A 13,843-nucleotide genomic window follows, 5' to 3' on the forward strand; every position below is an offset into this window, starting at 1 on the left:
CGATGGCTATCAGCAATTCCGATGGCTTTACCGCTATCGCCTCCCTGGCGGATTTCGATAAGTATTCAGGTAATCGTCTGGAGCGCGTGTTGTTCAATCACCGCTTCCTGGTGGTCGGCTTCTGCCTGATCGTCACGGTGCTGCTCGCTGTGGCGGCCAGCCAGGTACGGCTCAATGCCAGCTACCTGAAAACCATTCCCGCCCATCATCCCTTCACCCTCAACTACCTGGAGCATGCCCGTGACCTCAAGGGGGCGGGCAACGCGATAAGGGTCGCGGTGTCGATGCGTGAAGAGGGCGATATTTTCAACGCCACTTACATGGAAACACTGCGTCAGCTCAACGACGAGTTGTACCTGGTCAACGGAGTCGACCGCGCTTTCATGCGGTCGCTCTGGACCCCGGCGACGCGCTGGCAGGGTGTGACTGAAGAGGGCTTCGATGGCGGCCCGGTGGTCCCGGATGGCTTTGATGGTGGCGCCAAAAGCCTGGACAACCTGCGTGACAACGTCGAGCGTTCGGGAGAAACAGGTCAGTTGGTGGCGCGTGATCTGCGCTCGAGCATCATTTATTTGCCGCTGTTGGAAATCGACCCTAAAACCGGCCAGACCCTGGACTACAAACAACTGTCCGACAGCCTGGAAACCTTGCGCAGCACGTATTCGCAGCGTGGCGTCGACATCCACATCATCGGTTTCGCCAAAGTGATGGGCGACCTGATCGACGGCCTGTACGCGGTGTTGGGGTTTTTTGCGGTGGCGGTGTTGATCACCAGTGCGATCCTCTACCAATTCACCCGCTGCGTGCGCAGTACGCTGGTGGTGCAGGGCTGCACCTTGATTGGCGTGATCTGGTTGCTGGGTCTGTTGCCGCTGCTGGGTTATGAACTCAACCCCTATTCGATCCTGGTGCCCTTTCTGGTCTATGCCATCGGCGTGAGCCACGGCGCGCAGAAAATGAACGGCATCATGCAGGATGTCGGGCGCGGCACTCACCGGTTGATCGCTGCCCGCTACACCTTTCGCCGCTTGTTTGCCGCGGGCATCACCGCATTGCTGGCGGACGTCGTGGGCTTTGCCGTATTGACGATCGTCGACGTGCCGGTCATCCAGGAACTGGCACTGATCGCCAGCCTGGGCGTGGGCATCCTGGTGTTCACCAACCTGGCCTTGTTGCCGATCATGCTCTCGTTCACCGGTGTTTCACCGAGCGCGGCGGCCCGTAGCCTCAAGCATGAAACCCTGCTCGAAGGGCAATCGCTGCCGCTGCTGGTGCGGCTGTTCGAGCACTTCACCGGTCGCCGTGCGGCGCGCCTGGCGATTGGCGTGGCAGTGGTGGTCGGTCTCGGCGCGTTGTGGATGGCCAAGGACTTGAAGGTCGGTGACCTCGACCCGGGCGCGCCGGAGCTGCGCGCCGATTCGCGCTACAACCTGGATAACCGCTTCATCATCGAGCATTACCAGGCCAGCAGCGATGTGTTCGTGATCATGGTCGAGACCCCGGCCGGACACTGCGTCGACTACCCGATTTTGCGCAAGGTCGAAGAACTGGAGTGGCGCCTGCGGGAATTGCCAGGCGTGGAAACCACCAAGTCCATCGCAGGGCTGTCACGCAAGATCAACGTCGGGATGAACGAGGGCAACTTCAAATGGGACGAGTTGCCGCCCAACCAATCGATGATCAACGCGGCGGCCATGCGCTCGCCCCGCGAACTGTTCAACGGCACCTGCAGCCTGCTGTCGGTCTACGCCTACCTCAAGGATCACAAGGCCGACACCCTTGAGTCGGTGGTCCGGACCACGGCTGCCTTCGCGGAAAAATACAACGACGAACAGGCCACATTCCTGATGGCCGCCGGCAACGCCGGGATTGAAAGCGCGACCAACATCGTGGTGAAAAGCGCCAACACGCGGATGTTGCTGGGGGTGTACCTGGTGGTGTCGCTGCTGTGCTTCATTGCCTTTCGTTCGTGGCGTGCGGTCTTGTGCGCGGTACTGCCGTTGATCCTCACGTCGTTGGTGGCCGAGGCATTGATGGTGCAACTGAACATGGGCCTGAAAGTGGCGACCTTGCCGGTGGTGGCGCTGGGCGTGGGCATCGGCGTCGACTACGCGCTGTACATCCTCAGCGTGACGCTGTTCTGGCTGCGCCGTGGCGAGAGCCTGGCCACGGCCTATCGGCAGGCCTTGATGTTTACCGGTCGGGTGGTGGTGTTCACCGGCCTGACGCTGTCCCTGGGTGTCGTTACCTGGGTGTTCTCCCCGATCAAGTTCCAGGCCGACATGGGCGTGCTGCTCACCTTCATGTTCCTTTGCAACATGCTGGTGGCGCTGGTCCTGGTGCCTGCATTGGCCTGCTTTCTACTGCGTCCGGCAACACCTGTTGCGCAGCCGGCCACCTCACTCAAGGAAATCTCTGTATGAATTCGGGCATCCCATTGGCCGACACCCGGTTGAGCGATCCGCTGAGCATGGCGACGGCCCGGTTGGCGCTGGACACGGCGCTGCAATATGCCTGCAACCACGGTTGGCGGGTCAGCGTCGCGGTACTGGACGGGGGCGGGCACCTGCTGGCTTTCGGTCGAAGTGCCGGGGCGCCACTGCATACCATCGACCTGGCCCAGGACAAGGCGTTGACCGCCGTGTCCTTCGCCATGCCCACCGCCGATGTCGGCAAGCGCTTGCGTGACGCTCCCGACCATGTCCGCCAGTGTCTGATCCTGCGACCTCGACTGGTGCCTATGGGCGGGGCATTGCCCCTGCACCTGGGCGGTCGCCTGGTCGGCGCCATCGGCGTGTCCGGCGCCAGTGAGGAGCAGGATTGCGACTGTGCGACGGCGGGCTACGACGCCATTACCGACAACCTGCAGCGCTGATTTTCATCAATGGACAGGAGTTATCGAGTGAACCATTCAAGCGTCGACACCCAACAGCTGGGCGACAAGCTATTCAATGCACTGGTTGAAGCACAGGCCATCGCGCCGCTGACCGACAGCCATCCCGGCTTGACCATGGAGCAGGCCTACCAGATCCAGCAGCACCTGATCGGCCGCCGCCTGGCTGGCGGTGAGCGGATCATCGGCAAAAAAATCGGCGTCACCAGTCAGGCGGTGATGGACATGCTCGGCGTGCGTCAGCCGGACTTCGGCCAGTTGACCGATGCCATGGTCGTCGACCAGGGCGGCAGCGTGGCCATGGCCGGGCTGATCCAACCCAAGGCCGAGGGCGAAATCGCCTTCGTCCTCAAGCACGATCTGTCAGGACCTGGCATCACCGCAGCCGACGTATTACGGGCGACGGAGGGGGTGATGGCGTGTTTCGAGATCGTTGATTCGCGCATCCGCGACTGGAAAATCAAGATCCAGGACACGGTGGCGGACAACGCTTCGTGCGGCGTATTCGTGCTCAGTGATCGCTTGGTCAGCCCACGGGACCTGGATCTGTACACCACAGGCATGGTGCTGGAGAAAAACGGCCGGATCGTCGGCACCGGTGCGGGGGCTGCGACCATGGGCTCGCCCGTCAACGCCGTGGCGTGGCTGGCCAATACCCTGGGTCGACTGGGGATGAGCCTCAAGGCCGGTGAAGTGATTCTGTCCGGTGCGCTGTCGGCGATGGTGCCCGTGATCGCCGGGGATAATTTGCGAGTGAGCATTGCCGGTATCGGCACTTGCTCGGTGCGTTTCGACTGAGGTTGCACAACATCATGAACAACAAATTGAAAGTCGCCATCATCGGTTCCGGCAACATCGGCACCGACCTGATGATCAAGATTTTGCGCAATGCCAGGCACCTGGAAATGGCGGTGATGGTCGGCATCGACCCGGCCTCCGACGGCCTGGCGCGCGCGTCGCGCCTGGGTGTGGCGGTGACCCACGAAGGCGTCGAAGGCCTGACTCGCATGGACGTGTTCCAGGACATCGACTTCGTGTTCGATGCCACCTCGGCCGGTGCCCATGTGAAGAACGATGCGTTCCTGCGCTCGATCAAACCCTGGCATCCGCCTGATCGACCTGACCCCGGCAGCCATCGGCCCCTACTTGCGTGCCAGTGGTCAATCTGGAACAGAACCTGACCCAGCTCAACGTCAACATGGTCACCTGCGGCGGCCAGGCCACCATTCCGATGGTCGCGGCCGTATCGCGGGTGGCCAAGGTGCACTACGCCGAAATCGTCGCCTCGATCGCCAGCAAATCCGCCGGCCCCGGCACCCGTGCCAACATCGACGAGTTCACCGAAACCACTTCCAAGGCCATCGAAGTGATCGGCGGCGCGGCCAAGGGCAAGGCGATCATCGTGATGAACCCGGCCGAGCCGCCGTTGATGATGCGCGACACGGTGTTTGTGCTGTCCGAGGCGGCGGATCAGGCGCTGGTCGAGGCCTCGATTGTCGAGATGGCCGCCGCCGTACAGGCCTATGTGCCGGGCTATCGCCTGAAGCAGAAAGTGCAGTTCGACGTGATCCCCGAAGACGCGCCGCTGCACATCCCCGGCCTCGGCACCTTCTCCGGGCTCAAGACTTCGGTGTTCCTCGAAGTCGAAGGCGCCGCCCATTACTTGCCAGCCTACGCCGGCAATCTCGACATCATGACCTCCGCTGCCTTGGCCACCGCCGAGCGCATGGCGCAGTCGATGCTCAACGCCTGAGGAGACCGACATGACTTTCAATCCCGGCAAAAAACTCTACATCTCCGACGTGACCCTGCGTGACGGCAGCCACGCGGTGCGTCACCAGTATTCGCTGCAGAACGTGCAGGACATCGCCCGCGCCCTGGACAAGGCCAAGGTCGACTCGATCGAAGTCGCTCATGGCGACGGGCTGCAAGGCTCGAGCTTCAACTATGGCTTCGCCGCGCACACCGATCTGGAGTGGATCGAAGCGGCCGCCGATGTGATCAGCCACGCCAAGATCACCACCTTGCTGTTGCCTGGCATCGGCACGGTGCATGACCTGAAAGCCGCGTACAACGCCGGGGCGCGGGTGGTGCGCATCGCCACTCACTGCACCGAAGCGGACGTGTCGAAACAGCACATCGAATACGCCCGCAAACTGGGCATGGACACCGTCGGTTTCCTGATGATGAGCCACATGATCCCGGCCGAGCAGTTGGCGGCGCAGGCCAAGCTGATGGAAAGCTACGGTGCCACCTGCGTGTACATGGCCGACTCGGGCGGGGCGATGAACATGCAGGACATTCGCGAGCGATTCCGTGCGTTCAAGGCGGTGCTCAAGCCGGAAACCGAAACCGGGATGCACGCTCACCACAACTTGTCGCTGGGCGTGGCGAACTCGATTACTGCGGTCGAGGAAGGCTGCGACCGCATCGACGCCAGCCTCGCCGGCATGGGCGCCGGCGCCGGTAACGCGCCCCTGGAGGTGTTCATCGCTGCGGCCGAACGCCTGGCTGGAACCATGGCACCGACCTGTACACGCTGATGGATGCGGCCGATGACATCGTCCGTCCGTTGCAGGACCGGCCGGTGCGGGTCGACCGCGAGACCCTGGCCCTGGGTTATGCCGGGGTCTACTCGAGCTTCCTGCGCCACGCCGAAATCGCCGCGGCCAAATACGGCCTGAAGACCCTCGACATCCTGGTCGAACTGGGTAAACGGCGCATGGTCGGCGGCCAGGAAGACATGATCGTCGACGTCGCCCTGGACCTGCTCAAAAACCGCTAACACCGCAACCCCTGTAGGAGCCCGGCTTGCCGGCGAAAGCGGTCTGTCAGCTAGCACCTCTACTGAATGTGCCGCCGTCTTCGCCGGCAAGCCGGCTCCAACAGGGTTTTTCGCCTGGCTGCCTTCCCGACGTGACGCATCCAACGTCTTCATCTTTTTCATCTCGAATTTCATGAATCTTTGAAAACTTCTGAATAAAAACGATCGATCAGCTCCGAAGCGAGCCTCTTTCATGGTGCGAATATCACGCATAACTTTTTGTTAAATAAGGATTTTTTTCGATCATGCAGTCCCGTTTCCACGACTGGCACAGTCATTGCTCTCCTCAATAAAGAAGCCGCCGCCGCTAACGTTTACGGCCAGCGGCTGGCTGAAGGGTGCGCATCACCCTGACGCTTTCTTTTTCTCACACACGCGTTTTCAACGCGCTGTTTGCTCCTGCTTCACCACCATAATAAGGACTGATCCACATGAGTCGATTCACCCAAGAAAACACCAGCAAATTCGTGCAGACCCCTGAGTGGAAAATGCATTACAACGATGCCGGAGAAGGCCCGGTGGTGATCATGGTCCACGGCTCGGGTGCAGGCGCAACGGGTTGGGCCAACTTTCACCGCAACGTCGACAGTTTCGTCGACGCCGGCTACCGCGTCATCCTCATGGACTGCCCAGGCTTCGGCAAGTCGGACCCTCTGGTTACCGCCGAGCCGCGTTTCGTGATCAACGCTCGAGCGATCAAGGCATTGATGGATGCACTGGACATCGACAAGGCACACCTGGTGGGGAACTCGATGGGTGGCGGCAGCGCCCTGGGCTTTGCCGTGGCCTATCCGGAGCGCCTGGATAAAATGATCCTGATGGGTTCAGGTGGGGTAGGGCGTACCAGCCTGTTCACGCCGTTGCCGATGGAAGGCATCAAGTTGCTCTTTGGCGTGTACCGTGACCCGACCCTGGAAAACCTGAAGAAAATGCTGGATGTGTTTGTCTACGACTCCAGCGCACTGACCGAAGAACTGATCAGCCTGCGTCACAAGAGCATTCTGGCAAACCCTCAGCACTTGGAAAACTTCATCAAGAGCGTTGATCTGAGCAAATTCCAGATGGGCGATTTCTCTGCCAACCTCCCGGACATCAAGCATCCGACCCTGATCACCTGGGGCCGCGATGACCGTTTCGTACCGATCGACTGGAGCCTGAAACTGCTCAATGGCCTGCCGAACTCGCGCTTGCACGTGTTCAGCCAGTGTGGCCACTGGGCTCAGTGGGAACACGCGGACGCGTTCAACCGCCTGGTCATCGACTTCCTGAGCCACTAAGCCCCGGCGCATCCCTCTCGTTGCCATCTCGCGAGGGGCTTGCGCCTGGCTTGTGCCCCCGCACACGGACGCATAACTACAATAAAACCGGGGTTGGATCATGAACCATTTACGTTTGGCCAGCGCTGCCTTGGCGCTGGCTATCAGCACCGCTGTTTCTGCCGCTCAACCACAGGTGCCGGCATGCGTGGCGCAAAGCGCTTACACGCCGATCTGCGGCATGGCGCCCCCCGAGGATCTGGAGCTTTCGCCGGATGGCGGTTTCCTGTTCCTGAGCACCACGCCGGGACTGGCCGCCAGCCATCAAAGCCGATTGCGAGTCATGGCGTTGGCCTCCCGCGAAGTGACCGATATGGTCATCGAGCGGCAGGCGACACCGGGTTGGGGCGAACCTTCATGCGCGCAGCCGCAAGGCGCCATCGGTGCCCATGGCATCCATCTATCCAAGCGTGCCGATGGTAAGTCGCAGTTGTTGGTGGTCAACCACAACGGTCGAGAGGCTGTGGAATTCTTTGAGCCGATCAGCGATGGCAACAGCTGGAAGGCCATCTGGCGTGGTTGCGTGGAAAGCCAGGACGGCACGATGCTCAACGATGTTGCCGCGACGCCTGACGGCGGCTTCGTGGTTACGGCCATGTTCAGCTTCGATGCAATGAAAGACGATCCTCGCCTGGAGCAGTTGCTCGATGGCCGCGCCACCGGGCATTTGCTTGCCTGGCACGCCAGCGCGGGACTGCAGCGTCTGCCCGACAGCCAGGCCCCTGCACCGAATGGCATTCAGGTGAGCCAGGACGGTCAGTCGGTCTGGTTCGCCGCATGGCCGGGCAGCGGCGTCTGGCAGTACGACTTCAAGCAACAAAAAGTCGTCAGCAAGATCGCCCTCGACTTCTTGCCGGACAACCTCAGCTGGACGGCTGATGGGCAACTGCTCACGGCCGGCGTGCCTGATGCACAGACCTTTCGCAGGTGTTTCCTCAGCCACAACGAATTCTGCCCCAGCCCCTCGGTGGTGGCATTGATCGATCCGCTCAAGGGCACAAGTCGTGAACTGATGCGCGCCCAAGAAGGGGCGTTGTATGGCGCCTCAACGGCCTTGCAGGTCGGTCACGACGTGTACGTCGGTGCGTTCGCCGGAGATCGCATGTTGCTCATACCCAACGCAATCCCCCCTCTGTAGACGCTGCCGAAGGCTCGGGCGGCGTTCGGATGTGCTTTTACAATCAATTGGACCGCACCCCGCAAGCTCGAGCCAGCGCATCACCTTGCGCATTAGTTGAAAAGCCTATTCGACCGCGCAGGCTAAGTCCCCCGCGCGGTCCTGTTGATAATCGGACAATGAAGTCCACAGATCAGGAGCGGGTATGCAACCTTACGACGTCATCGTGCTGGGCAGCGGCAATGCCGGGCTTTGCGCAGCCCTTTCCGCCCGCGAACAAGGGGCGCGGGTGGCCTTGCTTGAACGCGCGCCGAAAGAGCAGCGCGGCGGTAACTCGGCGCACACCGGAGGCGCTTTTCGCGTGGCTTACCGGGGCGTTGAGGACTTGCGCAGCCTGATGCCGGACCTGCTGGAGAGTGAAGTTGAAAGCAGCGATTTCGGCGCCTATACCCAGGACGATTTTTTCGGTGAATTGGCGGCCATGAGCCAATACCGCACCGACCCGCACGTGTTGGACACGGTCGTGTCGCAGAGCCTGGATACCTTGCAGTGGATGACCGGCAAGGGCGTGCGCTTCATGCCCATCTACGGTCGCCAGGCCTTCAAGGTGGATGGCAAGTTCCGCTTCTGGGGCGGCCTGACCATCGAGGTTTCCGGTGGCGGCCTGGGGTTGGTCGATGCCTTGTTTCGCCGAGTGGAAAAAGACGCCGTGGAGGTTTTCTACGGCTGTCGGACCCAACGCATCAGCGTGATCCTGCCGGCTTGTGGCAGCTGTCCTGTGCGGATGGTCGTCAGTTTTCCGCTCGGGCGCTGGTCCTCGCAACGGGTGGCTTCCATGCCAATCTGCAATGGCGCACCCAATACCTGGGACCGGGCTGGGACTTGGCCAAAGTCCGCGGGTCACGCTACAACACCGGCGACGGCATCCGCATGGCCCTGGATGTGGGCGCCGTGGCGCACGGCAACTGGTCCGGTTGCCATGCGGTGTTTTATGACGTCAACGCCCCGCAAATGGGCGACCTGAACCAGCTTAACCAGCAAAAGAACTACTTCCATCTCGGCGTAGTGGTCAATGCCGATGGCAAGCGTTTTATCGATGAAGGCCAGGATTTTCGCAACTACACCTACTCCAGCATGGGCGCCAAAGTCATGGCACAACCGGAGGGTGTCGCATGGCAGATCTTCGATCAGCACAGCCATCACTTGCTCCCCGATGAGTACCGGGGACGCCAGGTGACGCGGATCCAGGCGGCGACCCTGCAAGGGTTGATGGAGCAGATGGAAGGGGTCAACGGTTCCGCTCTGCTGCACACCCTCGAGGCCTACAACAGCGCCGTGCAACTAAACGTGCCATTCAACCCCGCCATCCGCGACGGACGCTCGACTCTAGGGCTGGAGTTGCCCAAGTCAAACTGGGCCAACCCCCTGGATCGTCCGCCCTTCGTGGCCTACGCGGTGACGTGCGGCATCACCTTCACGTTCGGTGGCCTGAAGGTCGACAGCCAGGCCCGGGTGCTCGACGAAGAGGATCAACCGATTGACGGTCTGTACGCCGCGGGCGAGTTGGTGGGCAACCTCTACTACGTCAAGTACGCCGGTGGGGCGGGGCTGACATCAGGTTCCGTACTGGGGCGCATCGCCGGCGCACAGGCCGCTACGCGAAGGGTGCACTGAACGCAGCTACAAGCCTAGTTTCTGCTTGAGCTCGGCCTCGCTCAACACGCCGCTGGCCGGGCCGCCCGGCAATCCTTCATCGGCCCGCGCCAGCGGTAGAAGGACCGGGATGAATCCGGCGTCGCGCACCAGTCGGGCGCCCAAGTCGCGGGCCTGGGCGTCGTCGGCGAAAGTTGCAATTGCCTTGCCTTTGCCGGACTGGCTTTTCATTGAGGCATAGCCGATGGCGTTGAACGCCCGTACCAGGTGCACACCGGGAAGGTACTGCTGGTCCGCCAGGGCGACGCCCTGTTCCAGCGCCTGGCGCCCGATGTCGCCGTCACGGCCGCTGAACGGGTTGCTGGTGCTGAATACCACCTTGCCCTCCAGCCTGCCCTTCAGTTGTTTGGACAGCGCCGGCATTGCGCCGTAGGGAACACTCAGCACGATCACGTCGCCCCAGGACGCGGCGTCGCTGACCGTGCCCGCACGCGCGTTGGGGCCGGCGGCCTTGACCAGGTCCGCCAGCTCTTCGGGGTGACGCGACGAAAACATCACCGAGTGCCCTGCCTTTACCCATAACGTGCCCAGCGTACCGCCGACGTTACCGGCGCCGATCACGCTGATCTTCAGGGTGTCCGCCAGCGCCTGGCTGCTGCACAGGACCAGGCCGGCGAACGTTAGAAACAGGAGTCTGGACATGCTCTGCGTCCCCGGTTTGGACAGATGCTCTTGTCATTACCCTAGTTGAGCCTGCGCATAACCGAAAGGTAGGGGCAGGTGCCGGCACCCTGCATTGGCTATCTGGCGCTGTGTCGATTCGAGAGGGATGAGTCGCTTGCATGCAATTCTTCAAGGATCTCGAGAAACAGCTCCGCGCTGCGTGACAGCGGGCGAGAGGCCTCGGTTATCGCGCATATCGTGTTATGAAATACGGGGCTGTCGGGTAACGCTCGCAAGTCGAAGCGCGGGGCGATGAGTTCGACATAATGCTCCGGCAGTAGCCCGGCATAACCGCCACTCTCGACGAGCATCGCGATCGCTTCCAATCCTGCGGCTTCGGGCCCGCGTTCAAAACCCTGGGTAGCCAACATTTCTTCGACGAAGGGATGCGGCCGGTACACCAGGGGCGGGCGCTGATCCTTGCCCGACGCGTGAGCGGCGACATAGACGCGATGGTCTTCGACGAACAGCTTCTGGTAGTGAAACGCGCGCTCTTTCTTGTACATCCCGCGAATGGCCACCTGCACCCGGCGCTCGCGCAAGGCCTGGTTCAAATTGCCAAAGGTCATCACGGCCACTTCGGCCTGGACGTTGGGGGCTCTTCGTCGCAGTTCTTTCAACGCTTCGGCCAGACGGCAATTCGGGTCCGCGAGCATATGCTCGACCGTGCCAATCGAGACGGTGCCGGATATCACCGCACGTACCGCATCGATTTCAGGCTTGATCCGTTCGAGGGAATTGAGCGCGTTGGTCGTCAACTCCAGCGCCACCCTCCCGGCCGCACTCAGTTTGAAACCTGCCGGTCCGCGCTCGCACAGTCGCACACCCAGGCGTTCCTCCACCTCCTTGATATGCCTGCTGATCGAGGCCTTGGTCATATTCAGCCGGCGCTCAGCCGCGGCAAACCCGCCCGCTTCAGCGGCGGCACAGAAGATGCGCAGGGAACGCAAGTCACGCTCGGTAAGGTCGAATCGGTTCATGGGCAAAAGGTATCAGATTCCAAGACCATATCTCCAATAAAGTGATTTTACTTACGCTTTGGCACTGGCTAATTTGGGCTCCGCAACCTTCACAAATACAACACTCCAAGAAATGGGGGGACCGCAATCATGACTGGACCCAGTCGCCGAAGTATCGTCAAAGCCGTGTTCTTAGCCTCGCTGGTGGTCTGTACCTCCAGCTTCGCATTGGCCCAGGCCGGCACGCTTGCCGACATCAAGCAGCGTGGCAAGCTGACAGTGGGCACCGAAGCCGCGTACGAACCTTATGAGTTCGTCGAAAGCGGGAAGGTTGTGGGCTACGGCCACGATATCCTGGAACATATGGCCGCCAAACTCGGGGTTGAGCTGGAGCAGTTGAACTTGCCGTTCAACGGTTTGCTGCCCGGGTTGATGAGCAACAAATTCGACTTTGTGGCGACTTCCGTCGGGATCACGCCCGAGCGAGCCAAGCGGTTCGCCTTCAGCCAGCCGATCGGCATTGTCCGCTCGCTGTTTGTGGTCAAGGCGGACAACACCACCATCACCCAGGTCGAGGATGCCGCCGGCAAAGTCGTCGGCACCCAGATGGGGTCTTCGTCCCAACATGCACTGCAGGAATACGAGAGAAATCTCAAAGCCAGCAAAGGGCAGGGCTACGCGGAACTCAAGCTCTTCCAGGGCTATCCCGATGTCGGCCTGGCGATTGCCAACGGCTCGATCGACGTAGGTGTTCTGCCCAGCAACGTGTTGGCCGTGCAAATGCGCCGGCAGCCGGACATCTACAAAACGGTGGGCGGGGTAGGCGATTCCAAGCTGTTGGCCTGGGTGGTCAATGCCAGGAATCCGGAAGTTCGCACCTTCATCAACGAGACGCTGGATGAGATGCGGGCCAGCGGCAAGTTGGCCGAGTTGCAGCAGAAATGGTTCGGCGAAACCCTGGCATTACCGACTTCAGGGTATCTCCCTGAAGCGGCCCTTTGAGCGGAGGGTCAGGTGATGACCAGTTGGTTGAATGCCCACACCGCCCTGGGACCGTTTTTCGATGGGCTGTTGCAAGGCGCAGCGACGACGTTTTTCGCCAGCAGCCTGGCGTTTCTCATAGGGCTGGGGTTGGGTGTGCTGTTGCTGCTGCTGAGAGTTGCGGCAGGGCCGATTGCCCGCTATGCGGTGATGGTCTACGTCAGTGCCATCCGTGGCACGCCGCTGCTGATTCAGTTGCTGATCGCGTATTTCGTGTTGCCCGGCCTGCTGGGTATTTCGCTGACGCCGTTGGAGGCGGGGATCCTGGCCCTGTCGTTGAACACGGCGGCCTACATCAGTGAAATCCTGCGTGGCGCCTTGACGTCGGTTCCTCGAGGACAGGTTGCAGCCGCCCAGGCGCTGGGCATGCGCGCTTGGCAAAAGTGGCGTTACGTACTGTTGCCGCAGATGTTCAATCGGTCGATTCCGCCGCTGACCAACGAGTACACCGTCCTGCTGAAAGCCTCTTCACTGTTGTCGGTGATTGCCGTCAGCGAGCTCGCGACCGTGGCGCGTAACGCGACGCTGCAAAGCGACCTGCCTCTGCAAGTGTTCAGCGCAACAGCCGTCGTCTACTTCTCCATTCTGCTGTGCGCATCCTCGATCTCGCGATCGATCGAGCGCCGCATTGCCAAGGTGATGCCAAATGCCCATTGATATTGAAGTGATCAGTCACGCAGCTCCCGCGTTGCTGCAGGGGCTGAAAATTACCGCGACGGTCAGTGCCATCGGTATTCCGCTGGGTATGTTGATCGGTGCCCTGTTCGCCTACATGGCCGATGCGCAGTACTGGTTGCCACGGCTGATTGCCCGTTGCTACGTCGAACTTGTGCGCAATGTTCCCTTCCTGATCGTGGTGTACCTGCTGTTTTTCGGCTTGCCGCAGTTGGGCGTGAACGCCTCGTCCTTTGTGATCGCCATTGGCGCCACTGCGTTCTATACCGCCGGGTATTTCAGCGAAATCCTGCGTGCCGCCTTGAAGAGCGTGCCCGCCGGCCAGGCGCGTGCCGCGCGGTCACTGGGGTTTTCCGTCTGGCAGGTGCAGCGCTACGTGGTGGTGCCGCAGAGCTTCGGCTACCTGATTCCGCCGACGACCAGCCTGATCATCATGATGTTCAAGGACACCGCGATCTTCTCGGTCACCAGTCTTCCCGAGCTGACTTATCAGAGCAACCTGATGACCGCCGACACCTTCGCTTACCTCGAAGTGCTGGGCACCGCCGCATTGCTCTATTGGCTGTCGAGCATCGTGCTCGATGCACTTGGCCAGGCCCTGGAGTCCCGTGAAAGACAGTGGCGCCATCGCTAGAAAATCCC

General features: G+C 61.1%; 11 protein-coding genes and 3 pseudogenes. 12 read left to right on the forward strand and 2 right to left on the reverse strand.

Features of this window, described 5'->3' with window-relative positions; genetic code table 11:
• Window positions 1-2 precede the first annotated feature (2 nt).
• From BZ163_RS25395 to BZ163_RS35950, 9 genes and pseudogenes are all read left to right on the forward strand, one after another.
• Entirely contained in the window at window positions 3-2,423 is a 2,421-nt protein-coding gene (locus BZ163_RS25395; protein ID WP_128873133.1) for an RND family transporter, read from the forward strand.
• Window positions 2,420-2,875 (forward strand): heme-binding protein, encoded by a 456-nt coding sequence (locus BZ163_RS25400; protein WP_128873135.1) that lies wholly within the window; start codon window positions 2,420-2,422, stop codon window positions 2,873-2,875. Before BZ163_RS25395 ends, BZ163_RS25400 begins: the two co-directional genes overlap by 4 nt.
• Window positions 2,876-2,884: 9 nt before the next feature.
• Window positions 2,885-3,691 (forward strand): 2-oxopent-4-enoate hydratase, encoded by an 807-nt coding sequence (dmpE, locus tag BZ163_RS25405; RefSeq protein ID WP_128873136.1) that lies wholly within the window; start codon window positions 2,885-2,887, stop codon window positions 3,689-3,691.
• Window positions 3,692-3,705: 14 nt separating this feature from the next.
• A pseudogene (locus BZ163_RS25410) lies at window positions 3,706-4,646 on the forward strand (acetaldehyde dehydrogenase (acetylating)).
• Window positions 4,647-4,656: 10 nt separating this feature from the next.
• A pseudogene (gene dmpG, locus BZ163_RS25415) lies at window positions 4,657-5,678 on the forward strand (4-hydroxy-2-oxovalerate aldolase).
• 470 nt (window positions 5,679-6,148) lie between these two features.
• Complete coding sequence (locus BZ163_RS25420; RefSeq protein ID WP_128873138.1) at window positions 6,149-6,994, forward strand: alpha/beta fold hydrolase; 846 nt, start codon at window positions 6,149-6,151, stop codon at window positions 6,992-6,994.
• Between the two features lie 100 nt (window positions 6,995-7,094).
• Window positions 7,095-8,171, forward strand: coding sequence for an SMP-30/gluconolactonase/LRE family protein (locus BZ163_RS25425; protein ID WP_128873139.1), 1,077 nt, complete (start codon window positions 7,095-7,097; stop codon window positions 8,169-8,171).
• A gap of 184 nt (window positions 8,172-8,355) precedes the next feature.
• Window positions 8,356-8,835 (forward strand): annotated as a pseudogene (locus BZ163_RS35945) (FAD-dependent oxidoreductase); the annotation flags it as partial.
• 77 nt (window positions 8,836-8,912) lie between these two features.
• Entirely contained in the window at window positions 8,913-9,824 is a 912-nt protein-coding gene (locus BZ163_RS35950) for an FAD-binding protein (protein WP_256579119.1), read from the forward strand.
• A gap of 6 nt (window positions 9,825-9,830) precedes the next feature.
• Here the strand turns inward: BZ163_RS35950 and BZ163_RS25435 are convergent, their stop codons facing one another.
• Together BZ163_RS25435 and BZ163_RS25440 are read right to left on the reverse strand one after the other, a co-directional pair.
• Window positions 9,831-10,505: an NADPH-dependent F420 reductase gene (locus tag BZ163_RS25435; RefSeq protein ID WP_128873141.1), complete on the reverse strand. Its 675-nt coding sequence runs from the start codon at window positions 10,503-10,505 to the stop codon at window positions 9,831-9,833.
• Window positions 10,506-10,603: 98 nt separating this feature from the next.
• On the reverse strand, window positions 10,604-11,506 hold the full coding sequence (locus BZ163_RS25440) for a LysR family transcriptional regulator (RefSeq protein ID WP_128873142.1): 903 nt from the start codon (window positions 11,504-11,506) through the stop codon (window positions 10,604-10,606).
• Between the two features lie 129 nt (window positions 11,507-11,635).
• Between BZ163_RS25440 and BZ163_RS25445 the strand changes: the two genes are divergently transcribed.
• The 3 genes from BZ163_RS25445 to BZ163_RS25455 are packed head-to-tail and all read left to right on the forward strand — an operon-like array spanning window position 11,636 to window position 13,835.
• Window positions 11,636-12,487 carry a transporter substrate-binding domain-containing protein gene (locus tag BZ163_RS25445; protein ID WP_128873144.1) on the forward strand — a complete coding sequence of 284 codons (852 nt, stop codon included), beginning with the start codon at window positions 11,636-11,638 and terminating at the stop codon, window positions 12,485-12,487.
• Window positions 12,488-12,502: 15 nt separating this feature from the next.
• Complete coding sequence (locus BZ163_RS25450; RefSeq protein WP_128873146.1) at window positions 12,503-13,183, forward strand: amino acid ABC transporter permease; 681 nt, start codon at window positions 12,503-12,505, stop codon at window positions 13,181-13,183.
• Window positions 13,173-13,835, forward strand: coding sequence for an amino acid ABC transporter permease (locus BZ163_RS25455; RefSeq protein WP_128873147.1), 663 nt, complete (start codon window positions 13,173-13,175; stop codon window positions 13,833-13,835). Before BZ163_RS25450 ends, BZ163_RS25455 begins: the two co-directional genes overlap by 11 nt.
• The last annotated feature ends 8 nt before the right edge of the window (window positions 13,836-13,843 follow it).

Source organism: Pseudomonas sp. VI4.1, assembly GCF_002029345.1.
Classification (GTDB): Bacteria; Pseudomonadota; Gammaproteobacteria; order Pseudomonadales; family Pseudomonadaceae; genus Aquipseudomonas.

Bases quoted from the DNA above. Each gene is read 5' to 3' on its own strand.
- BZ163_RS25425 (WP_128873139.1), top strand. From the start codon at position 7,095: ATGAACCATTTACGTTTGGCCAGCGCTGCCTTGGCGCTGGCTATCAGC.
- dmpE (WP_128873136.1), top strand. From the start codon at position 2,885: ATGGACAGGAGTTATCGAGTGAACCATTCAAGCGTCGACACCCAACAG.
- BZ163_RS25395 (WP_128873133.1), top strand. From the start codon at position 3: ATGGCTATCAGCAATTCCGATGGCTTTACCGCTATCGCCTCCCTGGCG.
- BZ163_RS25450 (WP_128873146.1), top strand. From the start codon at position 12,503: ATGACCAGTTGGTTGAATGCCCACACCGCCCTGGGACCGTTTTTCGAT.
- BZ163_RS25445 (WP_128873144.1), top strand. From the start codon at position 11,636: ATGACTGGACCCAGTCGCCGAAGTATCGTCAAAGCCGTGTTCTTAGCC.
- BZ163_RS25455 (WP_128873147.1), top strand. From the start codon at position 13,173: ATGCCCATTGATATTGAAGTGATCAGTCACGCAGCTCCCGCGTTGCTG.
- BZ163_RS25420 (WP_128873138.1), top strand. From the start codon at position 6,149: ATGAGTCGATTCACCCAAGAAAACACCAGCAAATTCGTGCAGACCCCT.
- BZ163_RS25400 (WP_128873135.1), top strand. From the start codon at position 2,420: ATGAATTCGGGCATCCCATTGGCCGACACCCGGTTGAGCGATCCGCTG.
- BZ163_RS25435 (WP_128873141.1), bottom strand. From the start codon at position 10,505: ATGTCCAGACTCCTGTTTCTAACGTTCGCCGGCCTGGTCCTGTGCAGC.
- BZ163_RS25440 (WP_128873142.1), bottom strand. From the start codon at position 11,506: ATGAACCGATTCGACCTTACCGAGCGTGACTTGCGTTCCCTGCGCATC.